General features: G+C 38.2%; 21 protein-coding genes. 14 read left to right on the top strand and 7 right to left on the bottom strand.

The features are described from left to right. Positions 1-34 precede the first annotated feature (34 nt). The 5 genes from ppk1 to pstB all read left to right on the top strand — a co-directional run bounded on the left by ppk1 (position 35) and on the right by pstB (position 5993). Positions 35-2107 carry a polyphosphate kinase 1 gene (gene ppk1 / locus HKX39_RS06570; protein WP_171680529.1) on the top strand — a complete coding sequence of 691 codons (2073 nt, stop codon included), beginning with the start codon at positions 35-37 and terminating at the stop codon, positions 2105-2107. A gap of 127 nt (positions 2108-2234) precedes the next feature. Then, the gene (gene pstS, locus HKX39_RS06565) at positions 2235-3278 is read left to right on the top strand and encodes a phosphate ABC transporter substrate-binding protein PstS (RefSeq protein ID WP_171680528.1); all 1044 of its coding nucleotides are present in this window, start codon (positions 2235-2237) and stop codon (positions 3276-3278) included. Positions 3279-3370: 92 nt separating this feature from the next. Further along, positions 3371-4321 (top strand): phosphate ABC transporter permease subunit PstC, encoded by a 951-nt coding sequence (gene pstC / locus HKX39_RS06560; protein WP_171680527.1) that lies wholly within the window; start codon positions 3371-3373, stop codon positions 4319-4321. A gap of 6 nt (positions 4322-4327) precedes the next feature. Next, entirely contained in the window at positions 4328-5203 is an 876-nt protein-coding gene (pstA, locus tag HKX39_RS06555) for a phosphate ABC transporter permease PstA (RefSeq protein ID WP_246226087.1), read from the top strand. A gap of 13 nt (positions 5204-5216) precedes the next feature. Then, positions 5217-5993 carry a phosphate ABC transporter ATP-binding protein PstB gene (gene pstB, locus HKX39_RS06550; protein ID WP_171680526.1) on the top strand — a complete coding sequence of 259 codons (777 nt, stop codon included), beginning with the start codon at positions 5217-5219 and terminating at the stop codon, positions 5991-5993. A 17-nt stretch (positions 5994-6010) separates the two neighbouring features. Here the strand turns inward: pstB and HKX39_RS06545 are convergent, their stop codons facing one another. Continuing rightward, positions 6011-6670 carry a DUF2946 family protein gene (locus HKX39_RS06545; RefSeq protein ID WP_171680525.1) on the bottom strand — a complete coding sequence of 220 codons (660 nt, stop codon included), beginning with the start codon at positions 6668-6670 and terminating at the stop codon, positions 6011-6013. 870 nt (positions 6671-7540) lie between these two features. Here HKX39_RS06545 and HKX39_RS06540 point away from each other — a divergent pair. The 3 genes from HKX39_RS06540 to HKX39_RS06530 all read left to right on the top strand — a co-directional run bounded on the left by HKX39_RS06540 (position 7541) and on the right by HKX39_RS06530 (position 8506). Further along, the gene (locus HKX39_RS06540) at positions 7541-7714 is read left to right on the top strand and encodes a type II toxin-antitoxin system HicA family toxin (RefSeq protein ID WP_171680524.1); all 174 of its coding nucleotides are present in this window, start codon (positions 7541-7543) and stop codon (positions 7712-7714) included. Positions 7715-7744: 30 nt separating this feature from the next. Continuing rightward, positions 7745-8164: a type II toxin-antitoxin system HicB family antitoxin gene (locus tag HKX39_RS06535; protein WP_171680523.1), complete on the top strand. Its 420-nt coding sequence runs from the start codon at positions 7745-7747 to the stop codon at positions 8162-8164. Positions 8165-8266: 102 nt separating this feature from the next. Then, positions 8267-8506: a hypothetical protein gene (locus tag HKX39_RS06530; protein ID WP_171680522.1), complete on the top strand. Its 240-nt coding sequence runs from the start codon at positions 8267-8269 to the stop codon at positions 8504-8506. Positions 8507-8597: 91 nt separating this feature from the next. On the opposite strand, the gene HKX39_RS06525 is transcribed toward HKX39_RS06530, so the two are convergent. Next, positions 8598-9290, bottom strand: a complete 693-nt coding sequence (locus HKX39_RS06525) for a HEPN domain-containing protein (protein ID WP_171680521.1) — start codon at positions 9288-9290, stop codon at positions 8598-8600. A gap of 662 nt (positions 9291-9952) precedes the next feature. Between HKX39_RS06525 and HKX39_RS06520 the strand changes: the two genes are divergently transcribed. Then, complete coding sequence (locus tag HKX39_RS06520; protein WP_171680520.1) at positions 9953-10504, top strand: DUF3944 domain-containing protein; 552 nt, start codon at positions 9953-9955, stop codon at positions 10502-10504. Positions 10505-10598: 94 nt separating this feature from the next. Here the strand turns inward: HKX39_RS06520 and HKX39_RS06515 are convergent, their stop codons facing one another. The 4 genes from HKX39_RS06515 to HKX39_RS06500 form a co-directional block, all read right to left on the bottom strand. Next, on the bottom strand, positions 10599-12362 hold the full coding sequence (locus HKX39_RS06515; protein WP_171680519.1) for a dynamin family protein: 1764 nt from the start codon (positions 12360-12362) through the stop codon (positions 10599-10601). Continuing rightward, complete coding sequence (locus tag HKX39_RS06510; RefSeq protein WP_171680518.1) at positions 12349-14583, bottom strand: dynamin family protein; 2235 nt, start codon at positions 14581-14583, stop codon at positions 12349-12351. Before HKX39_RS06510 ends, HKX39_RS06515 begins: the two co-directional genes overlap by 14 nt. A gap of 77 nt (positions 14584-14660) precedes the next feature. Then, positions 14661-16376: a dynamin family protein gene (locus tag HKX39_RS06505; RefSeq protein ID WP_171680517.1), complete on the bottom strand. Its 1716-nt coding sequence runs from the start codon at positions 16374-16376 to the stop codon at positions 14661-14663. A 65-nt stretch (positions 16377-16441) separates the two neighbouring features. Beyond that, positions 16442-17362 (bottom strand): helix-turn-helix transcriptional regulator, encoded by a 921-nt coding sequence (locus HKX39_RS06500; RefSeq protein ID WP_171680516.1) that lies wholly within the window; start codon positions 17360-17362, stop codon positions 16442-16444. A gap of 185 nt (positions 17363-17547) precedes the next feature. On the opposite strand from HKX39_RS06500, the gene HKX39_RS06495 reads away from it, so the two are divergent. The 3 genes from HKX39_RS06495 to HKX39_RS06485 all read left to right on the top strand — a co-directional run bounded on the left by HKX39_RS06495 (position 17548) and on the right by HKX39_RS06485 (position 20315). Continuing rightward, positions 17548-17901: a helix-turn-helix domain-containing protein gene (locus tag HKX39_RS06495; RefSeq protein WP_171680515.1), complete on the top strand. Its 354-nt coding sequence runs from the start codon at positions 17548-17550 to the stop codon at positions 17899-17901. Between the two features lie 131 nt (positions 17902-18032). Beyond that, positions 18033-18527 (top strand): hypothetical protein, encoded by a 495-nt coding sequence (locus HKX39_RS06490; protein WP_171680514.1) that lies wholly within the window; start codon positions 18033-18035, stop codon positions 18525-18527. Between the two features lie 105 nt (positions 18528-18632). Continuing rightward, complete coding sequence (locus HKX39_RS06485; RefSeq protein ID WP_171680513.1) at positions 18633-20315, top strand: FMN-binding glutamate synthase family protein; 1683 nt, start codon at positions 18633-18635, stop codon at positions 20313-20315. 143 nt (positions 20316-20458) lie between these two features. Here HKX39_RS06485 and HKX39_RS06480 read toward each other — a convergent pair whose 3' ends face one another. After that, positions 20459-20941 carry a hypothetical protein gene (locus tag HKX39_RS06480; RefSeq protein ID WP_171680512.1) on the bottom strand — a complete coding sequence of 161 codons (483 nt, stop codon included), beginning with the start codon at positions 20939-20941 and terminating at the stop codon, positions 20459-20461. 176 nt (positions 20942-21117) lie between these two features. Here HKX39_RS06480 and HKX39_RS06475 point away from each other — a divergent pair, with 176 nt between their 5' ends. Together HKX39_RS06475 and HKX39_RS06470 are read left to right on the top strand one after the other, a co-directional pair. Continuing rightward, positions 21118-21633, top strand: a complete 516-nt coding sequence (locus HKX39_RS06475; protein WP_171680511.1) for a ribonuclease domain-containing protein — start codon at positions 21118-21120, stop codon at positions 21631-21633. Beyond that, positions 21624-21911, top strand: a complete 288-nt coding sequence (locus HKX39_RS06470) for a barstar family protein (RefSeq protein ID WP_171680510.1) — start codon at positions 21624-21626, stop codon at positions 21909-21911. The genes HKX39_RS06475 and HKX39_RS06470 overlap by 10 nt, the downstream gene beginning before the upstream one ends. Positions 21912-22130 lie beyond the last annotated feature (219 nt).

The raw sequence follows: 22130 nt of genomic DNA, 5'->3' as shown, positions 1-22130 counted from the left end.
TAATTTTTATAAAAATTTAACGTGGAATTTCAATATGGCGACCGATTTTCGAATTCAATATCCTAATTTTATTAATCGTGAATCTTCATTAATGCGCTTTAATGAGCGTGTATTGGCGATGGCAGCGAATCCGAAAACGCCTTTATTGGAGCGTCTGCGTTACTTATGTATTGTGAGTTCCAATCTTGATGAGTTTTTTGAAATTCGTATCGCCAGCCTTAAGAAAAAATTAGCGCATGATGCGAAAACGATTGGTACAGATGGTCTGACACCTGCACAAGCTTTTGATTTGGTGCAAAAGCAAGTTCATGAATTAGTCGAAAAACAATACAGTTTGCTTAATGAGGATATTTTTCCGAAATTGCGTCAATATGGCGTGCGTATCTTTAAGCAACATGATTACAACCAAATTATGTATGACTGGGCAAAACAAATATTTATGGATGAAATTCATCCCTTATTAACGCCTATTGGTTTAGATCCTGCACATCCATTCCCTCGCATTTTAAATAAGAGTCTGAATTTTATTGTGCCATTAGAAGGGAAAGATGCCTTCGGTCGTAATGCGACGATTGCGATTGTACAAGCCCCACGTGCCTTGCCCCGATTGATTAAAGTGCCTGAGGAAGTATGTGGAGAGCCACATGGCTATACCTTGCTTTCTACGTTGATGCAGTTATTTGTCGGCGAGATTTTTCCGGGATTAAGTGTTAAGGGAATTTATCAATGGCGTGTTACCCGTAATAGTGATTTGTATTTAGAAGAAGAAGTCTCAGATTTGCGTTTGGCTTTACAGGGTGAGCTCTCACAACGTAACTTTGGTAATGCGGTTCGTCTGGAAGTTATTAAAGATATGCCTGCTGATTTAGTCAGTTTTTTACAAAAAGAGTTTGGACTAGAGGAGGCGGATACTTACTATACCAATGGTTCCGTCAATCTGACACGTATTATGCCATTGGCGGATATTGATGTTGGGGCAGAGTTAAATTTTTCACCGTATACCGCAAGCCTTCCTGCGCCATTTAATAAAATGAGTGGTAATCCGAGTGAGATGTTTGAAGCGATTGCGAGACAAGATTTATTGCTTCATCATCCTTACCAATCATTCCAACCAGTGATTGATTTTCTGACAGCGGCAGCTTATGACCCTGATGTGGTAGCGATTAAGCAAACGATCTATCGTACTGGTGCAGATTCTGAATTAATGAACTTATTATTACAAGCCGCACGTTCTGGTAAAGAAGTGACTGTGGTGGTAGAGTTGATGGCGCGCTTTGATGAGCAGACCAATATTAATTGGGCAGCACAGCTGGAGGAAGTTGGTGCACATGTCGTCTATGGTGTGGTTGGCCATAAAACACATGCCAAAATGGCTTTAGTCTTACGTCGAGAGAATAAGAAAATTGTCCGTTATGGACATATCGGGACGGGGAATTATCATCCACGTACCGCACGACTGTATACTGACTTTGGCTTATTGACAAGTGATAAAGAGATTACCGCCGATATGGATCAAGTTTTCTCTTTACTCACAGGTGTAGGCACTCGTCGCCCCTTAAAAACCTTATTGCAATCACCCTTTACCTTGCATGAGGGGATGCTGAAACATATTCAACATGAGATTGCCCAAGCACAACAAGGTAAAAAAGCCAAAATTATGTTAAAGATGAATTCTTTAATTGAACCACAAGCCATCAATGCGCTGTATGAGGCTAGCCAAGCAGGGGTGGAAATTGATTTAATTGTGCGTGGTGTGTGTGGCTTAAAAGCGGGTGTACCCGGTTTATCAGAAAATATCCGTCTGATTTCTATTGTTGGACGGTTCTTAGAGCATTCGCGTGTATTTTATTTTTATAACGAGGGTAAGGAAACCGTTTATCTTTCTTCGGCGGATTGGATGGATAGAAATTTTTTCCGTCGTGTGGAGTTAGCTTGCCCAATTAAAGATAGTCATTTGAAAAAACGTGTTATCAATGAAGCGTTTACTTTAGCGCTTAAAGATAATCAATTGGCATGGCAAGGTACAGCAGATGGGCGTTATGAGCCAGTACGTAATCGTCGACGCGCCTTTAATTTACATGAGCAACTGATGAAATTGTTGGGTTAAGGAGAGTTATTTAAGTGCTTGAAATATTACTGTCATAAATAGTCTGTAATATTCTGCCTAAGTAAGGTTATTTGATGTTTGATATCGAAACTTTTTTCTTAGATTAACTTAGGCAGAAGGGGACATTATGTTCACACAAGCATTTAAACGTATTACATTGGCTGTTGCTTTAGGTACAGCATCTTTCTCAGTACAAGCTGCTGTGACCGTAACAGGTGCAGGTGCGTCTTTCCCATACCCGATTTATGCAAAATGGGCGTCAGATTTTGATGCGGCAACAGGTAATAAAATCAACTACCAATCAATTGGTTCTGGCGGTGGACAAAAACAAATTATCGCTAAAACCGTTGATTTTGGTGCATCAGATGACCCATTATCACAAGCTAAATTAGACGAAAATGGTCTATTACAGTTCCCTGCGGTGATTGGTGGTACGGTACCTGTCGTGAATTTAAATGGTATTAAACCAGGTCAATTAAAGTTATCAGGTGAAGTATTAGCGGATATCTTCTTAGGTAAGATTACAAAATGGAACGATGACAAAATCAAAGCGTTAAATGATGGCGTAACATTACCTGATACGAATATCGTGGTGGTACATCGTTCTGATGGTTCAGGTACGACATTTGGTTGGACAAACTACTTATCTAAGGTATCAGCAGAGTGGAAAGAAAAAGTTGGTGAAGGTAAGTCAGTTAAATGGCCTGTAGGTCAAGGTGGTAAAGGTAACGAGGGTGTAGCTGCTTACGTGGGTCAATTGGCTAACTCAATTGGTTATGTTGAGTATGCGTATGCGAAACAAAACAACCTTTCTTGGACAGCGGTTCAAAATAAAGCCGGTAAATTTGTTCAGCCAGAGCAAAAATCATTTGCAGCCGCAGCAGCGAATGCTGACTGGAAAGGTACACCAGGTATGGGTGTTGTATTAACCAATGAAAGTGGTGATGATAGCTGGCCAATCACAGCAGCGACATTTATCCTTTTAAATAAAACAGTAGCTAAGCCAACAGAAGTGAAAACAGCGCTAGAGTTCTTTGACTGGGCGTGGAAGAATGGTGCTGATACAGCGGCTAAGTTAGACTATGTACCATTACCAGATGAGGTCACAAACACTATCCGTCAAGTATGGAAAGAGCAATTAAAAACAGAAGATGGTAAGGCTATCTGGTAATAGACTTATGTATTAAAGTCATCAGTGCTTCTCTCTAGTAGGAGGTTCCGGCTAGAGAGAAGTTTTTCAGCCTAAATCAACAAGAAAAATTTATGTCAAAATCTCATTCAAAACAACGAAATACAATCGCGGATATGCTGTTTGCAGGTACGACGCGATTTTTTGCGTTTTTTGTCTTTGTCTTATTGGCAGCCGTATTGATTTCGCTTATTTATGGTAGTCGAGAGACTATTGCGGAATTTGGTTGGTCATTTTTTGTCACTAATGACTGGAATCCAGGCGAAGATATTTATGGTGCGGTTGTACCGATTATTGGTACGGTAGTGACTGCAGGTATCGCCTTATTCATTGCTGTCCCTGTGTCATTTGGTATTGCGACATTTTTAACCGAACTGGCACCGATGTGGCTGCGTCGTCCATTGGGTATCGCTGTCGAGATGCTTGCCGCCATTCCGTCGATTATTTACGGTATGTGGGGCTTATTTGTTTTTGTGCCTATCTTTCAAAAGCATATCCAACCTGTCATGATTGACGTATTGGGTAGTGTGCCTGTGATTGGTGGTTTATTCCAAGGTACACCTTTTGGGGTGGGGTTATTTACGGCAGGATTAATCTTGTCGATTATGATTATTCCTTTTATCGCTTCAGTGATGCGCGATGTATTCGCTGTAGTCCCTCCTATGTATAAAGAATCAGCTTATGGTCTAGGTGGTACGACTTGGGAGGTGATGTGGAAAGTTGTTCTACCTTATACGAAAAATGGTGTCGTGGGTGGCATTATGTTGGGTTTAGGTCGTGCTTTAGGTGAGACAATGGCCGTTACTTTTGTGATTGGTAATGCTTTCCGTACACCGGGTAGTATTTTTGATCCGGCTAATTCTATTGCTTCGGCTATTGCCAATGAGTTTAATGAAGCAGACGGTTTACAAAAGTCGTCTTTAATTGAATTAGGTCTTATCCTGTTCTTGATTACAACGTGTGTATTGGCTATTTCTCGTTTATTAGTCGCACGTATGGCCAAGAAAGAAGGTAAGCGTTCATAAGGGGGCATGATGGAACAACAAGTGACATTAGCGAATTCGGCTATAAATAGTAAAAATCCCATCTATCAGCGTCGTCGTATGTTTAACCGTATTATGATGAGTCTATCTTTAATCACGGTTGTCTTTGGTTTATTTTGGTTGTTTTGGATTATTATGACTTTATTAACCAAAGGTGCGGGTTCTTTATCTTGGAGTTTATTTACTGAGATTACTCCAGGTCCGGGATCAGCAGGTGGCTTAAAGAATGCCATTATTGGTTCTTTATTGATGTCGGCTGTAGGTACGGCGATTGGTACACCGATTGGTATTCTCGCTGGGACTTATTTAGCCGAATATGGTCAGCGAGGCTGGTTGGCACCGGTGACCCGCTTTTTAAATGATGTCTTACTATCAGCACCGTCTATTGTGATTGGTCTGTTTATCTATGCCTTAATTGTGGCACAACAAGGACATTATTCAGGTTGGGCAGGTGCATTGGCATTGGCAGTATTGGTGATTCCTGTGGTGGTGCGTACCACTGATAATATGTTGTCATTGATTCCGAATAATCTTCGCGAAGCAGCGTTTGCTTTGGGTTGTCCAAAGTGGCGAATGATTATGATGATTTGTTATAAATCAGCGCGTGCAGGTATTTTGACGGGTATCTTATTAGCAGTGGCTCGTATTTTAGGCGAGACAGCTCCATTATTATTTACCGCACTTTCTAACCAATTTATGTCTTGGAATATGAATGCACCGATGGCTAACTTACCGGTCGTGATTTTCCAATACGCCGCAAGTCCTTTTAAAGATTGGAATGAATTAGCTTGGGCGGGTGCAACATTAATTACTTTATTCGTTTTAGGCTTAAACATTTTAGCGCGTAGCCTATTCCGCAAATAATGAGGATCATTAAATGACAGAAATGATTTCAGTAGAAGATACAAAAATTCAAGTGAATGACCTGAACTTTTATTATGGTGGTTTTCATGCAATTAAAGGCGTGAATATGCGAATCCCTCGTAATAAAGTCACGGCTTTCATCGGTCCTTCAGGGTGTGGTAAATCGACTTTATTGCGTACCTTTAATCGTATGTATGAGTTATATCCGGGGCAACGCGCTGAGGGTGAGATTATGATGGATGGTGAAAATCTACTCACCACTAAAATGGACGTATCCTTATTGCGTGCCAAGGTAGGTATGGTTTTCCAAAAGCCAACACCCTTTCCGATGAGCATTTACGATAATATTGCTTTTGGTGTACGCTTATTTGAAAAATTAAATAAAGCAGAAATGGATGAGCGTGTTGAATGGGCTTTACGTAAAGCAGCCTTATGGACCGAGGTAAAAGATAAATTATCACAAAATGGTAATGGTTTATCAGGTGGTCAGCAACAGCGCCTATGTATCGCACGCGGTATTGCCGTCAAACCAGAGGTTTTATTATTAGACGAACCTTGTTCTGCGCTAGACCCGATTTCAACCGTTAAAATCGAAGAACTCATTACTGAGCTGAAAAATGATTATACGGTTGCTATCGTTACGCATAATATGCAACAAGCCGCTCGTTGTTCTGATTACACCGCTTATATGTATTTGGGTGAGTTAATCGAGTTTGGCGAAACAAAACAAATGTTTATTAAGCCGGCTCGTAAAGAAACTCAGGACTATATCACAGGTCGATTTGGTTAAATTGAGTAGGTCGCGCTTTATTCAGATTCATTGGATGAGGTTGGATAAGCGATAAACTTTCCCGTTATCTCGCGGTCTTTCGATAATAGAGGGAGGAGGGGTGCATCACCATAAATTGGATGATGCACTTTTTTTATATCTGTAGGTGAAGTATGAAGGGAAGAGATTTCTTGCGTAGAGGTAATAAAAGAGGATAATACGTCTTCAAGTATTTGCTCAGTTATTTGTAAATATGTGATTAATGCTGCCACATCACGTCCGATGACTAAGGCAAAACCTTTATCCGTTTGCGCATAGAATAGACCTTCCTCATCAAGATACCAAGCATGGATTTTTTCTATGGTTTTTCCTGTATGTGTGATGAGGCCAGAGGTATTGCTTGTATCAAGATGCAAAATCCAAGGTGCTGCACTCAGAGCAACATAGACGCGTTGAGGACCATTTTGAAAAAACCACGCACCGTTTTCATCTTCAAAATAATAGCTATTTAAAAAACGAATCAGTCCTGGACTAGAAATACTTTCACCAGGCTCATGTGCATGCGTAGTTGTATTAAGAACGGGAGTTTTAGGGTGTAAGCGCCATTGCCCATCACGGGTGAGTGAGAGCCATCCATAAAGTGTGGGTACATTGGGCCATTTATCTAAAGAGGCTTGGATAAAGTGATCAAATTGCATGGATAAGGAAATAAAAGCAAATGGTGGATGAAGCTTATACGCTATTATGCCTCATTATAAACAAGTTGAAGATAATCATTTTGCATGCCTTGCTTAAAAAATAGGCAGAGGAAAAGCGGAGGATTTTTGCTATGAGTAATTTATTGAAATACAAAGGACTTTTAATCTTATGCATTTCTTTAAGTAAAAAACCCACAAACTTATCCACAAATTTTTTGGATAAGTCTACAAAAAATGTCTAAACTACAGCTGTTCATAAAATGAGCAGAAGGTAAATTCTTTATTTTTATGTATTATAAGGTATTGAAAAATAAAAGATTCTATAAGTTGTACTTTCTTTTTCTAGACATAGGCACATAGTTATCCAAAGGAATTTTGGATAAGCTGGTGTAGCGCACGACACATCCTGACATCATGAACAAGTAAACTGTGTCCATCACTGCATGAAAAAGCATTTTTCAGGGCGTATGATGAGATAAAGGAAATGTATGGGACAGTTTATTGCGTTTATTTTTATTTTATGTGTGTTGGCTGGAGTTTATAAGATATTTGCGAGAGCTTTTTCCGAGCATCCTCTAGGAGCCATATTGTTGACCTTAGCTTTAGGATTTGCTTACTATGCTTATACACATTGGTCGTGAGAGTAGACCTGTCTAGTGATAGTCTTTATCGCTCGTGGAGGGTTAAAGATTTGTTCTTCTGTCTTCGTTATTTTTTCAAGAATTTTACGTAGAAATACGGATGGATAAACAAGAGATTGTCTAATTGTTCGTTTTGTTTTTTATCGTTAATTTATAGCTTTCTAAAAAATCATTATTTTAAAACAACAAAATGGTTATAACAAATTTGTTGTGTTATGATGGAGGCTATATGAAATATAGTGAGTTTCGGAAGTGGTTGGAAAAACAGGGTGCTGTATTTCGCCCCCATAAATCAGGTTCTAGCCATTTTCGAGTGACGCTCAATAATAAGATGACGATTTTTCCTTTTCATGGCTCAAAGGAAATAGGTACGGGATTAATCAATAAAATAAAAAAGATTTAGGTTTAAAATAATCTTGTGAGGACATTCAAAATGCTTAGCTATCCTGTAAATTTAATGCTTGATGATAATGGAACCTATCTTGTCACTAGTCAGGATATTCCGGAGTTAACGGCAGTTGGTGATAATGAACAAGAAGCGTTACTCAATGCTGTTGAGGCTTTAGAAGCGGCAATGGAAATTTATTTTGACCAGAAGAGACCGATTCCTATGCCATCATCAGTCACTCATCATCAATCAGCCGTAGAATTATCGGCTTTAGTGACCGCAAAGGTTTTGCTGATGAATGAAATGCTACAGCAAAATATTCGTAAGGCAGAACTCGCTCGTCGGTTGGAGGTTTTTCTGCCACAGGTCGATAGACTGCTGAACTTACGACACTCTACTAAACTTGATTTTATCGAACGTGCGTATAGTAAGCTAGGTAAGAAAATTCATATTGAAATGTTATAGTGGTAACGTTAGCGTATTGCTATTAGGAGCAAGAAATGAAAGTCAAATATGGAGTTGTTCTCAAAGAGTACTAGGTATTTAAAACTTAGTAAGGAGAACGACATGAGTCGTAGTTATCGTAAAACACCTATCTGTGGATATACTTGCGCAGAGAGTGAAAAGCAAGACAAACGTATCGCAAATCGTAAGTTCAGACGTGAATCACGAGTGGCTATCCGAAAGGATAAAGAGCCACCTATTTCTTTAAAACAAATTTCCAACATTTGGGATTTCGCCAAGGACGGTAAGCAGTATTTGAGAAAATCAACCTTAGCAAAATATCCTGAATTAATGCGTAAGTAAGCGATATGTAAAGTTGCCACCCATCTTCTATTAAATAGGGATGGGTGCTATTTTATAAGTATGTTAATTTGAGCAGATATTTGAAATCACCTTACTCCCCAATATAAGGATAAAAAGGCTTGCCCCATAATTTATCACGAGGGTTTTGCATCATGACTTCAAGAATGGTAGCAAGACAGTGACTGAGGAATTGACAAGCATCTTCTAATTGTGTGCGGTTTGCTTTACTGCCATAGGTAGAGCCACCATGGACGATCTGATTACGTAGGGTATAGAGACGGTCAAAAATAATAAATAACAAATGTCCTGTTTCTTGAGAGGCGAGGGCTTGGTTCGCTTGTTGTTTAGCCTCGCTAAATAAAGACTGCCATTCTGTTTCGGTGATTTTGCCATTATGAAAATCCCAAAATGGTTGGAATACAAATGGATTGTCGAGGAGTAGGCGAATACTCTTTGGAAAAGTTGTCCACACCAGTTTGTACATTTTTTGTTCATTATCTAAAGAACAAATAAGCTGTAAAAACTCCCGAAAATTATTTCGATCTGCAGGAGAGTTGGTATTAATATCCTTGGCATAAGCGGCATTAAAGCTAATCCATAGACTCATAAATACCATATCCAAATCAGCACCGTCCTCACTTATCGAGGAATTTGCTTTTTTAGCCCAGCTCAATGCTCGGTGAATGCGCAAACGGAAATCATCGGAGAAGTTTGTGCGTTGCTCACGATAAGACGTGTCTAAGTCCAAAAATTTTTGTAGCGATGGCGCGAGCAAGGCTGTCATAGTGAAGTCTCCTGATGAATCTATAAAATGCTTATGAGTAAATGCTTATGAGTATTATATTCTTAGAAAAGCATTTAACGCCAGTATAAAAGTAGTGGAGTATTTTTCGACAACATGGATACATTAAGGCGATGAATGCTTGTTGACACTCATCGCCCCTTCTTATGCTCGCTTAAAAGAGCGATTTAATCTTATCCAACAGACTGTCTTCTTTCGGTTTTAGGGGCGTATCACATTTAGGACAAGCAAACCCTATGATAAAACTATCACCTTGGGAAATGGGTTTCCCCGGCGATATTTTCTGGTCCGAGTAGGAGGGGGGCTCACGCCAACCGCATTTTGGACAGTGTAAACGATGAGATGTTTTAGGAGGTACGGGCATAGTAGATTATTCCTCTTTCATACTGACGATTGCACCAATCAATGTGCCTAATACACTACCAACGCTGAGGTATAGAGTTCCTCTAGTTCCGCTTTTTCGGCTTTTAACAGTGCGAGTTGCTCTTCGAGACTTGGCTCTTGAGCAGTGATATCTTAAAGAGAGTAGGGGACAGGTTGTGTCGCGTTGTTTTTTTGAAAATACTAAGAATTTAATACTTTTATAGGATTAAAATAATTATTTATAATTGGTTGAATGTCTATAAGTTTTTTAGGGGGAAGCGATGTCCTATCGTGAAGATAATGATTTAGAGTTTTTGTCTAAGTGTTCTAGTGAAGAATTAAATGATTTGGTGGATTGCATACTTCACTCTAGTAATGAAGAATTATCTGATTCGTTTGAATATCAGCATTATGTACCAGATCATTGTAGATATTGGGAGAACATTGCAGCTGAGATTCAAAAGTTTGGTGGAAATTCAATTGTGAATGCTGTTCGTGGGACAGGGGTAACTTATAGAGAGATTCTCTGTGATGTGTGCAATCAGTTAGGTGTGAAATATAGTCAAAGTGTTACAGTTTCTGAAATTGAGCATAGTCTATTAAGCTCATTGAATCTTGTTCGAAAGGATGGAGAAAAGAAAGAAGATTATTTTCCTCGAGTAAAAGATAAGTCACAAAAGTTAGCATCAAAGGTATCAAGGAAGAACTTTTTTCAACAGAGCATTTTAGGTGGTTCTTTGTCGGGAGTTCTCTTGACTGGACCAGCATTTAGAGTAACTGTGCCTGTAGTTATTCAAGTGGCTATTTTAAGAGGGCTAGTTTGTAAAGATTAAGAGTGATAGAACTGTAAGAGTTCAGATTTCATCTTACAGTTTTACTTTGGATAAGTAGACTTGTTAGATTGTATCTGAACTTCTTTAGTTAAGACTAGTTTTTATGATTCGAAATTGTAGTATCTCTAAAAACTAGCTGAATGGCATTTCTCATTTTTTGCATAACAATATCTAATTGCTTGATAAGGTCTGCTGTGTCATGTTGTTGAATGCTTTTCTCTAAATTTCTCAAGCGCTCCTCGATGATGTCAACAGAAGAGAGGTTACTGATATTCTCCTCATCATCATATTCATATAAATCCTCCTCATCATCATATTCATATAAATCCTCCTCATCATCATATTCATATAAATCCTCCTCATCTTCTTCTTTATCCAGAAAATTAGACATGAAAAGTCCCCTTTCTAGATGTTTGATTGCAAGCAATTGCTTCTTCACATTTTGCTCTTGTTCTTGTAAGGCATCATAATATTTGTTGTGTACATCTTGTAAGCGAGCTAAAAGTACATCTTGTTTCGATGAAGGGGTATTGAGATTATTAAGAAACTGCGTTAAGGATTTATTGTGACGGTTAGTTTTCCCAAGTGAAATTTCTTCTTTTTGGTTTGAACTATAGGCGACTATTCCTTGAACTGTAATATTTTCTTCATCTAAGACTCTAATAATATTTTCGTAGATAGCCTTCACATCCTCAATAGGTTTGAGATCAGCTTTATTTATAACAATAAATAGGGGTTTATTATTGTCAGAAATAGTAGAATGTAAAAATTTAATATCTTCCCTTGGTAGTGTTCCCGCCTCGACACTGACAACCCAAATAAGAGCATCAGTATTATCAACAAATTCTTTTGCTGCTTTTGCGTCGTCTGATTGAGTACCTGAGTCGGAAGGGTTATATCCAGGAGTATCCACAAAACATAAATGTTCATATCTAAAAGGCGTACTTAAGAAAATATAGGGCATAACTTTCTTTAGATTGAAGCCAAATGATTGAATAAATTCATGAGTCAGTATTTGATGAACATCATAGGATTTCCACAGTTGGGAAAGATCAATAATAGCTCCTTTATTATTACAAGCCGTAATTCGTGAAGTTTTATCACTACTATTTAATACATATGTTGGAATGGCTGTTGTTGGTTTAATTCCAATAGGTAGCGTTAATTGATCGTCTGTAAAAAAACTCGTAATAAAGCGTGATTTTCCTGCACTAAATCCTCCCGCAATAGCAATGCTACGTTTTTGGAAAAAAGCAGAATAACCGCTGATAAGTTTTAGATCGCTACCTATTTCTTGTAACTCTAATAGAGCGGCACTTTCATCTTTAAGTGCATTTTCTTGTGCGGAAAATTGGAAAAAATCGTCATATAGTAGCTTAAAGTATTGTTGAACACCTACATTATCGTTCTCTGTTTCAAGAAGACTTTTAATGAGATTATGACGTAAATCAGCTTGGGTAATACGAACATCTTTTTCCTCTATCTGATTACGAAGACCATCATTTATACGTTGAAGCGTTTTGATATTTTTTAATTGCAATGTGAGTTCGTCTTGAAGGTTTTCTAATTCTTCCTCTTTATTTTCAAAAGTTTCTTTTAGCTCCTCTAAGTCTTCTTCTACTCTATCGCGACTTTTTTTAATACGTTTAATCTCATTGTTTTTTTGTTGGAGCTCATGCTCTTTTTGCTCGATAATATCTTCAAGAGTTGTACTCTGTTCTACCGTTTCATGGATAGTATTCAGCCATGCCAATACTGTTTTCTTCTTGGAAAAAAGAAGTTTGAATGGAAGAGTGGGTTGAAGTAAATGTTGAATTTTTTCTGTATATTCGAGCACTTGTTTATTATTGGTTTTCATATTTTTCTCCAACAGCCTTTAGCTTCTCTAAGAGACTAGTGAGTCTTAAATAACTTTCTTCTTTGTTTTCAAGATTATCAATCAGCTTATCAATTTCTTGATTAATTTTTTCAGTAAAGACGGAGGAAATATCAATGTTCAATAAATCATTCTCTAACTGATTATTGAAATTTGTTAAGAGAGTTCTTGTGTTGCTAATGAGATTAGTCTTATATAGGCGAGCCTCTTCGAGATATTTCTCTGCATCATTACCAGTAAGAGTCTTGGTTTTTGCTAATACCTCTGCAGGATAAGGATTACTTAACTTAAAGTCAAAGTCAGGTATTTGAGCGATAGTTTTTTTGATTGTTTGTTTTAACAAATGATTATCAATCTGTTCTTCGTCAAGAATATCCTCTACTTTCCCTGTGATTTCTCTGGTAAGACGTTTTTTAAAGGCACTCACTTCTTTTCTTGCTAAGATTGTTAAGTCTTGTGCAATACAGTCATATATCTTTGTTTTAAGATAAGAGTGTATTTTATGAGTATCTACAGAAGTAACCTCCTCGAATTCTTTATGGCGTTCAGTTTTGAGTCCCAACCATTTTTTTTCTACTCTGTAATAGCTATCCACTTTTGTTCCTTGGGCAAGGTTGATAGTATCATCAGCATCATCAGAAATCTTATTGATTTCTTTTGATAGACTTTGGTACATGGATACACTAAAGTTTTGACACTCTTCCTCATAGACGTCATTTAAATCATCTGATAGGGCGTGATTGGTTTTTTTGAGTTTATTCTGTTGTTCTTTAAGTTGAGTGATGTCTTGAGATTCTAGGTTTTCTAGATCCCTCTCGATATGTTTTTCGAAAGCACGTAAGTAATTTTGAAGGGCTTTTGTTTTGCTTTTCTCAAAATCATAACGACGTCTTTGAATGATTTCAGATTTTTGAGCTCTAACATCTGCAATGACCTGATGAATGCGGTCTATGTTTGCTAGTGCAAAAAACTCACCTTGAGCCAGGCTATTGTCTCTGAACATATCAGGAAATCGTTCTTGAACCTTTTGATAGATATGGCGTGTATTATTATCGATAATTTCGTCTAAACGGTCAAAATTTTTGTGTAAAGTAAAGAATACGCTAGATGTACAGATAATATCGTTGTGTTCAATTTTTTCGGAAATTTTGTGAAAAAAGGATTCCGTTTGTGCTTTTTTTATAAAGACATCTTTAGCATGTTTTGTGAGACTAGCTGAAATCTGTTCATAAATCATACTTGGATAAGGTTCATCATATTCGCTACCAAAGATTTGAGTGTCTGCTTGAGTTGCAATAAGGTGAATTTCTTGAACACCTTCTTTATCTTGGATGCGATGGATGAGCTCCGTATCTTCTGCAGATAGAAATTGTCCAGAAGGAGAAATAATAAAGACGACATCACATTGTTGCATAAATTGCTCAGTACGCTCGCTGCGAGATTGCACTGGGTCATTGAGTCCAGGGGTATCAACAATTTGTAAACCTTTGAGATTTTCTTCGGGCAAATATAAGGTTACTGATTTTGTAACGGGCATAAATTTCCCTGAAGATCCTACATAATCGCTAAGTTGAGTTGTTAAGTCTTCATAACTAGAGGCTGTGAGTGTTTGATGAGAAGGGAGGTTTTTGATGAAATCATCTCTGATTTTTTTAATTTGTTCATATTGCTCGTAACTCGGAGCATTAACGTGATTACTCATATCACGATTAACAGAGGACTCTGCTCTCAGCTGTATTTCTTTTTGTGATAGAGGTAATTTGCTCTGATGCTGATAAGTTTCTTCTTTTTTAGTGAGTTCAGCGATTTTTTCTTTTAACAGTTTTTCTCGTAAAGCAACAAATACTGCATGTTGTTCTTTAAGTGTATTAATATCTTCTTGAGAGAAGAATTCTACTTCAGCTTTGATTGTCTCGCTATATCGAAGAATAGTTAGTGCTGCTGTCATTGGTGTTGCAGCTTTAGGTAGAATATCTTCACCTTCAAAGAAAATGGCATTGAGCAGTGAACTCTTTCCTGCTTTGACTTTACCAATGATACCAATACAAAGTAAGCGATTCTCATCTTCAAATTTTTGAAATTCTCTCGGCCATTCATCGCTATTTGTTAAACCTAATTCTTTGCGATACAAGTAGTCATCATCTTTATAATCTGCTCTTTTAATAATTGCTTTAAGTTCTTCGTCAAATTGTATGATATTCATGGTTTTCCTCTTAAAGCAATAGGAGCTGAAAAGAACCTATTGCTGATGTGTCTAATGGATGTTATGAAGTGTTAGATTTAGGCGTTAAACAAGTATTCTGTTGCTGTTTGAGTAATTGACTTTTTGCCGTTTTCTAACGTTTGAATGCGCATATCTAAGTCAGCACCTTGTTCCGAACGAGCTTTTTCTGCTTGTTCAATTTCTTCCTGCTTTTGTTGTAGTTGTGCTTCAATATGTTCATTAATTTGGTTAACCATTAATTGAAGTTGATCATTAAAGGCTTCGGGTAAACCTTCTTTAAGTTTGCGTTCAATATCTGGAATCACTTTATAGATAATATGTTGTTCTGCATTTTGGCGAGCTTTTTCCTCTCGTTGTTGTTGAGTAAAAAAGTTAATAATTTCCGGTAAAAAGATAATGACAAGCTCAAGAGCAGGATTAACAATGCTTGTTGTTACCGCAGCTATAGTTGCTATGGCTCTTATTGCATTGGTTGCATTTTTTTGAGTTTTCTGGGACTGAAGGTTATTGTTTAAGTTTTGTAAGCCTGTTTGTGCTTTAGTGAGTAGAAGGCTAGTGTTTTCTTGCAAGCGTTGTAAATCAATATTTTTTAATAAAGACGTAGATGTATCTTCTTTTGCAAATTCAGTTTTAATTTTGTTACTGATATTTACTACGATATCTGCATTCATTTCTTTAAAGTGTCTTTGTACCTCACTTAATAATTTGTCTTTAGTTAAACTATTAATTTCGTGTGATAGTCCTTCAGGGTTATGTATTGCTAAATTAATTAACGAATCTTTTCTGAGGAAAAGCTCATTTGATACTTCTTTAGCAATGCGAGGAATACGATTTTGTGAGTAAGTAAATCCTAATTCTTCAATAGCATTATTTTTCTCTTGTTGTAATTTGAGAATACTATCTTTCAGTAGTTTAATGGCTTTTTGAGCCTCATCTTTGTCTGTCTTGAGTGTAGAAATATTGAGATTAATATTTTCAATAATTTCAAGATAGTTTTGCTTGAGTAAGTCAGCAAAGAGAGACTCTAGCAATTGCTCTGGGTCAATGCTCTTGAGCAAAGCCTTGAGGTTATCACCACCATTTTGATTAAATAGAATGACCTCTTCGGCATAGTGGTAGTCTGCCAATTGTTCAGTAATAACTTGCTTAACTTGCTCTACGTCTTCAGCTGGTTTTAGGTTTGTTTTACTAATGCCAAAGCTAAAGGTTTTATTGAATAGCTGCAAGTTATTAAGCTCTCGTTTCATTGATGATGTGATATTGCCATCAGTTACTGAAGTAAGAAAAACAAAATGAATACCCTTAGCCAAATAGTTTAAGATGGCTTGATTATGTGCCTCAATAGGGGCATCAAACCCAGGCATATCAACTAATACTAAAGGTTGAATGGCTTTTAGATTGTCGTTGTTGAGATAAATGCGTAAGTACTTATAGTTTTTAGCATTATCTTTAAGTGTTGTTAAATCTGCTAGTTCGTAACGAGTAACTTCATCTTTTAAAGAGATGGCTTCAATATAGTCTTCTGAACTATAACGTAATTCAGTAGCTAAAGCTGTTTCTGGTGTGATGGCGGTAGGTAATAGGTTATTACCTAAGAAAGAGTTAATTAATGTGGATTTTCCTGCACTAAATGCACCAATGACGGGAATAAGCAATTCTACTTGTTGTAGATCTGTTTTCAACTTTTCAAGGGTTTCGTTCTTCATCTCTAGTGAGTCTAGAGTAGCGATTACATGATTAGTGTAGTTTAGGTATTGTTGGCGAATTGACATAGTAACTATTCCTTATTGAAAAACTGTTAATGTAAAAACAATCTATTTAATGTAAAAACAATCTATTATTTGTAAGGGTAGGCGTGCTGAATGGTCGTGTTAGAGGTAAAGTATTCCCTTATCTTCATCACCAACTTCTCCTGCAACTCCCCCGGATTAATAATCGTCAGATGAGGAATCCAATATTGCACGATGGGGAGGATTTCCATTTCATTGACATTACGGCTAGAGAGGAGGAGTCCACCGTCTTCTAATTCTTTAATTAGGCTTTGATTGGGTAATAAGTCTCGTCGGGTGAAATAAGGGGCAGCATAAGGGCTAACTTGAATTACCACTTCACTAATCTGATTGCCTGAGTAGATACTATCGCCACCGAGGATGATGTCCTTGAGTGATGGGCTAAATTCAAAGTGTTCTTTCATTTGACGGATAGCGCTCATCTGAGTAAAACAGAAGGTCTTTTGTTTACCATTATGTACACCGATGAGATACCAGACCCCAATCTTGTTAATTAAGGCATAGGGTTCAACACGGTAATAGTCCCCTTTTTTCTGACCTGATTTGACGTAGTAGAACTCAATATAGTGATGTTGTTCGATAGCAGCTTCTAAGGTTTTAAATTCTGCTTGTAAATGAGAGATGTTTTCGTATTGCACCCCTTTAATTTGTACGCTTTGCGTGAGGTGTTTTTGGTAAAAGCGTTGATCAATCTCAGGTAATAAGTCTTGGATACTACAGAAACGAGCAAAGCGCTCAATATCCTCTTTAGTAAGGTGCCCAAGATGTATTTTGTCAATACTATAAAAGCGGGGACCACATTCTTTCCAAGTTAGAAACTCTAAACGCTCGTTGAGGTCTCGCTGGATTGTGCGTTTATCAACTTGAAATTCTTCGGCTAATTGATGTACATCTAAACGTACACCCGCATTAAGTTTAGCGAGAATTTGACTTAAGCGAAAAGCAAAGCGTTCGTGTTTACTACTCATTCCTTTTCTCCTAGAGAATTACGAAATGTGGTGATTATAGGGAGGCTATCTACACGCTTGTGTCGTGTTCTTTGAAAGAAATTTTATCGGAAATTGTTGATTATTTGTAATTTTATTCTTATATGAGAATAAAATGCCATTCTTTTGTGAGGCAATATGCTTGATATTTGCTGTTTGGAGGAAATATGACCAAATCAGCAAAGCAGGAAATCAATCAAAAAATTGGGCAGTCGATTGCCAAACATCGTAAGGTGATTGGTATGACACAGGCAGAATTGGCAGAACGGTTAGATCTCAGTTTAGATGCGGTTTCTCGTCTTGAAAGAGGAAATATTGGTTTATCCGTTGTTCGTCTATTTGAGTTGGCGGAGATTTTTTCGTGTGAGACGACGGATTTATTAGATGAGGCAAGTCATCGTCCGCGTGATATGGCAAGGCAGCTAGAGGAATTATTAGGTCAAATAGATGATACAGAGCGATTGAAACTGCTTGCTATTGTGGAGCAAATGGTCGGGATGTTGCGAGCAAAATCTTCTTAATGCACACAGTAAAATTAGGTGTAATCGTTGAAACATTTCCTTTACAATTCTTAATATCGATAACGATAGACTTATCAGCCTTCTTTGTTATAATGAAAGCATAACTCATTCATTTCATAAGGAATAATACAATGAAATTATCTCGTAAATTAGCATTAGCTGTTTTACCTTTAGCTGCTATTTTAGCTGGTTGCCAGTCAACAGGTTCATCTTCTAGCCAAGCCGCTGCTCCAGCAGCACAAGCTCAACAAATTCAAGTAGCTAACGTTGAGGTTTTTGCAGCATCTGACAAAGTAGTTAAAGGCTACCGTGCTGTTAAATTAAACGAAAAACAAACTATCTACGTTGCTAACGAGCCAGTATTTACTCGTGCTGACTTAACAGCTATCGAGCCAGTACAAGACAACCAAGGTCGTGCATTTGTTCGTTTACAATTAAACGAAAACGGTGTTAAAGCGTTAAATGCTGTTCCAGCTAACCGTGGTTTCGTTACAGTTGTTGGCGGTCAAGTGGCTTCTTTAAGTGGCGTACGTGACGGTAACAACTTCTTATTCTTAACTCGTGATACTCAAACAGCTCAAGCGATTGTTGGTGCTGTAACAGGTCAACAACCAGCAGCTAAGTAATTTTTAGCATAGGTTCGAGTGATAAGCCTCAGGTACTCGCCTGAGGCTTTTTTGCATTTGTCGATTGTTTTATGTTCAGTATCATTTAGCTTCTTGTGAGATGTTATGCGGATTCAATTTTTTTCTCGTTATTTAGTCTTTATTCTCGTCGCCATTATAGCGACGGTGAGTTTTATTTTAAGTTTTTGGGATGCGAGTTGGTTATGGGCATTTATTCCTAGTCTTTTTTTAACAGGGTTAGGTATTTATGATATGCGACAAGTGCGGCATTCCATTCGTCGAAACTATCCCATTCTAGGGAACTTACGCTTTTTCTTTGAATCGATTCGTCCAGAAATTCGTCAATACTTTATTGAAAGTGATACGGAGAATTTACCGTTTTCTCGTTTGCAGCGTTCAATTGTCTATCAACGTGCTAAGCAACAAATAGATAAACGTCCGTTCGGTACGATTAAAGATGTTTACGAAAAAGATTATGAGTGGATTAACCATTCTATGCATCCGACGCATATTAGTGATTTTGATTTTCGTACGACGGTAGGTGGTCCTCAATGTGCGCAACCGTATAGTTTGTCGATTTTCAATATTTCAGCCATGAGTTTTGGTGCTTTATCAGCTAATGCGATTTCGGCCTTAAATCGTGGTGCGATGATGGGGAAATTTGCTCATGATACGGGTGAGGGTGGTATCAGTAAATATCATCTGCAAGGTGGGGATCTGATTTGGAATATTGGGTCGAGTTACTTTGGTTGCCGTAATGAAGACGGTACGTTTAATGATGAGAAGTTCGCTGAAAAAGCACGTCATCCTAATGTTAAGATGATTGAGCTCAAGGTTTCTCAAGGAGCCAAACCCGGTCATGGGGGTATTTTGCCGGCGAAAAAGGTCACGGCAGAAATTGCGGAGGCACGCGGTATTCCTATCGGCATTGATTGTAATTCACCAGCGACGCATCCTGAGTTTGATAATCCGATTGGTATGCTTCAGTTTATTAAGCGGATGCGTGATTTATCAGGTGGTAAACCGACAGGGTTTAAAATCTGTGTAGGGCATCCTTGGGAATTCTTTGCGATTGCTAAAGCGATGCTAGAGACGGGCATCTATCCTGATTTTATCGTGGTGGATGGTGCAGAGGGTGGTACAGGTGCTGCCCCCGTTGAGTTTGCGGATCATGTAGGGGCGCCCTTACGAGAGGCGTTGCGACTTGTTCATAATACCTTAGTGGGTGTAGGTTTGCGTAAATATATTAAGATTGGTGCAGCGGGTAAGATTATTTCGGCATTTGATATTGCGCGTACTTTATCTTTAGGTGCAGATTGGTGTAATGCGGGTCGTGGTTTTATGTTTGCGGTCGGGTGTATTCAGGCACAGGCTTGTCATACGGATAAATGCCCAACAGGGGTAGCCACTCAAGACCCTAGTCGTGCTAAAGCATTGGATGTCGATAATAAAGCGAGTCGTGTGTATAACTATCATCGTAATACCATGCATGCGGTAGCAGAATTAGTAGGTGCGGCCGGTTTGAATCATCCTAATTTATTACGTGCGCATCATATTGCTCGCCGTATTTCACCGACAGAGGTACGCTTGTTATCAGCGATTTATCCAGAGTTACAGGAAAATGATTTGCTGAAAGGAAATTATCGATTCCGTTTATTTGAGGTGGCATGGCCTGTGGCAAGAGCAGATTCATTTGAGCCCAATGGTACAGTAGAAGACCTTATGAACCATATGAATCAAGTGTATCGTCCTACTAGTGTGAGTCCGACCGCGAATGCTAGTACTTGATTGTCCCTTTATAGTTGTGGTGATATCAAGCTTATCCAAGTAGTTGAAAAGCCTCAGTCAAAATATGTGGACTGAGGCTTTTTTGTGGCTACCATACTATACTGTTATGGATAGATGGTATCAGAGGAGGGGTTTGTTAAAGATTACTGGGTCTGCTCGATTTTTAAGCATTGTTCGCTAAACTGCTCTGTAATTTCAGCTTTAGGTCTTAACTGATCTTTAGGACTAGACCAGAGGGAATTAGCAAGGCCAACAAATAAATTTACATGTTCTTCTGGAATAGAGCCATCATCTTGTAAGAAATTGAGTGCTTGGTCGTATGATTTACCTTCTTGGCGCATATCGTAAAGCTCAGACAGAATATTGTCAGCGGCTTCACAAGAAAGTTTTAAATCCTCAGGGTTGGTGTCCGTATCAGCTGATGTACTCGCAAATGCTTCGTCCTCTGAGAGTGGTTTAGGCTCTGTGGCAGGAGGAGGGACATTGGTAGGCAGTGTTGCGGTACCATTTACAACGGGTGTTGGCTCATCATCAGCAAATAATGTGCTATCTAAGGCTTTCCATGCGCCAAAAGCAATGAGGGCAACAACGATTAAGAGAAATAGAACTTTTCCTAGTGCTTTCATGTACTCAACCCTTTAAGGTGTTATTTATTGTTAAGTTTACCTGTTTCGTGTGAATCTATCTACTTAAAACTTCAAAATGAGAATTATTATTGTCATTGTATGTTTCTTTGGATGACAAGTCTGACATCTGATTAGGGCGTATAATGAAGAAATTAGTTTTGGAAAAGAGAATAACGATGAAATATAGATCGTGGTCAGCAGGTGCAATAGTCGGAATAAGTTTGCTTTGCACGCCGTCAGTGTGGGCTTTTGCTAAAGCACCGAGTCAGCAGGATAATCAACACTTATCACAGCAAAGTGAGCACTCATGTGAGGTGGTGCTGGCTAAGTTTAATAAAACAGAATTAAAGTCTCAATTAGACGATGTAGGTCAATTGGTCGAGATTATTCGCAGTTTAAATAAGAATAATCGTCTTCCTAGTTATTTTGTGACCAAGAAAGAGGCGAATGGGTTAGGTTGGCAGCCGGGTACACCTTTTAATCAAATCCCTGCCTTAAAAGGAAAATCTATCGGTGGTGATCGTTTTGGTAACTATGAAAAACGTCTCCCTAAAGGACAATGGCAAGAAGCGGATTTAGATTATAAAGGGGTGAAGCGTAATGCAAAACGCCTAGTGTTTAGCCGAGAGGGTGAGCGCTATGTGACGGTCAATCACTATGATAGTTTTGCAAAGGTGCCAGTATGTCAATAACAAAAGTTTGTGTTCTCGATAATATTCACTCACTTGCACAAGTCTATGATCGCTTGGAAGAGGCATTTTCTTTGCCAGAGTATTTTGGACGTAATTTTGATGCACTTTATGATTGTTTAAGTGCAGATGTTGAGGGACCTATGGAAATTCGATGGGTGGATTATCAACAAGCTGCTTGCCGTTTGGGTGAGGATGTTGTCGATACCTTATTAAATATCTTTGAGGATGTTCAAATGGAGCGAGAGGATTTTAAATTGGTGTTGGGAGATGTGGTGTAACTTTTGCACTTAACCATGCTTCTAACTTACACTGCCTAATCGCATTTCTGCTTTCGTGATTCCGAATTTTCTTGTTCTCGGTGAGTCCTCGGGATCGACAATCTTGTGCCGTTCGTTATAGTTATGATATTAATCAAAAAGGCTATAAAATCAAATACAACATAACCATAATAGTAAATATAAATTATTAATAAATGTAAATTGGTAAGGTAGGGAATG

This window comes from Pelistega suis, from assembly GCF_013133795.1.
Lineage (GTDB): Bacteria > Pseudomonadota > Gammaproteobacteria > Burkholderiales > Burkholderiaceae_B > Taylorella > Taylorella suis.
This window is presented reverse-complemented; position numbering and strand designations above follow the sequence as displayed.

Excerpts from the sequence above, each read along its gene's own strand:
- ppk1 (WP_171680529.1), top strand. The coding sequence starts at position 35 with ATGGCGACCGATTTTCGAATTCAATATCCTAATTTTATTAATCGTGAA.
- pstS (WP_171680528.1), top strand. The coding sequence starts at position 2,235 with ATGTTCACACAAGCATTTAAACGTATTACATTGGCTGTTGCTTTAGGT.
- pstC (WP_171680527.1), top strand. The coding sequence starts at position 3,371 with ATGTCAAAATCTCATTCAAAACAACGAAATACAATCGCGGATATGCTG.
- pstA (WP_246226087.1), top strand. The coding sequence starts at position 4,328 with ATGATGGAACAACAAGTGACATTAGCGAATTCGGCTATAAATAGTAAA.
- pstB (WP_171680526.1), top strand. The coding sequence starts at position 5,217 with ATGACAGAAATGATTTCAGTAGAAGATACAAAAATTCAAGTGAATGAC.
- HKX39_RS06545 (WP_171680525.1), bottom strand. The coding sequence starts at position 6,670 with ATGCAATTTGATCACTTTATCCAAGCCTCTTTAGATAAATGGCCCAAT.
- HKX39_RS06540 (WP_171680524.1), top strand. The coding sequence starts at position 7,541 with ATGAAATATAGTGAGTTTCGGAAGTGGTTGGAAAAACAGGGTGCTGTA.
- HKX39_RS06535 (WP_171680523.1), top strand. The coding sequence starts at position 7,745 with ATGCTTAGCTATCCTGTAAATTTAATGCTTGATGATAATGGAACCTAT.
- HKX39_RS06530 (WP_171680522.1), top strand. The coding sequence starts at position 8,267 with ATGAGTCGTAGTTATCGTAAAACACCTATCTGTGGATATACTTGCGCA.
- HKX39_RS06525 (WP_171680521.1), bottom strand. The coding sequence starts at position 9,290 with ATGACAGCCTTGCTCGCGCCATCGCTACAAAAATTTTTGGACTTAGAC.
- HKX39_RS06520 (WP_171680520.1), top strand. The coding sequence starts at position 9,953 with ATGTCCTATCGTGAAGATAATGATTTAGAGTTTTTGTCTAAGTGTTCT.
- HKX39_RS06515 (WP_171680519.1), bottom strand. The coding sequence starts at position 12,362 with ATGAAAACCAATAATAAACAAGTGCTCGAATATACAGAAAAAATTCAA.
- HKX39_RS06510 (WP_171680518.1), bottom strand. The coding sequence starts at position 14,583 with ATGAATATCATACAATTTGACGAAGAACTTAAAGCAATTATTAAAAGA.
- HKX39_RS06505 (WP_171680517.1), bottom strand. The coding sequence starts at position 16,376 with ATGTCAATTCGCCAACAATACCTAAACTACACTAATCATGTAATCGCT.
- HKX39_RS06500 (WP_171680516.1), bottom strand. The coding sequence starts at position 17,362 with ATGAGTAGTAAACACGAACGCTTTGCTTTTCGCTTAAGTCAAATTCTC.
- HKX39_RS06495 (WP_171680515.1), top strand. The coding sequence starts at position 17,548 with ATGACCAAATCAGCAAAGCAGGAAATCAATCAAAAAATTGGGCAGTCG.
- HKX39_RS06490 (WP_171680514.1), top strand. The coding sequence starts at position 18,033 with ATGAAATTATCTCGTAAATTAGCATTAGCTGTTTTACCTTTAGCTGCT.
- HKX39_RS06485 (WP_171680513.1), top strand. The coding sequence starts at position 18,633 with ATGCGGATTCAATTTTTTTCTCGTTATTTAGTCTTTATTCTCGTCGCC.
- HKX39_RS06480 (WP_171680512.1), bottom strand. The coding sequence starts at position 20,941 with ATGAAAGCACTAGGAAAAGTTCTATTTCTCTTAATCGTTGTTGCCCTC.
- HKX39_RS06475 (WP_171680511.1), top strand. The coding sequence starts at position 21,118 with ATGAAATATAGATCGTGGTCAGCAGGTGCAATAGTCGGAATAAGTTTG.
- HKX39_RS06470 (WP_171680510.1), top strand. The coding sequence starts at position 21,624 with ATGTCAATAACAAAAGTTTGTGTTCTCGATAATATTCACTCACTTGCA.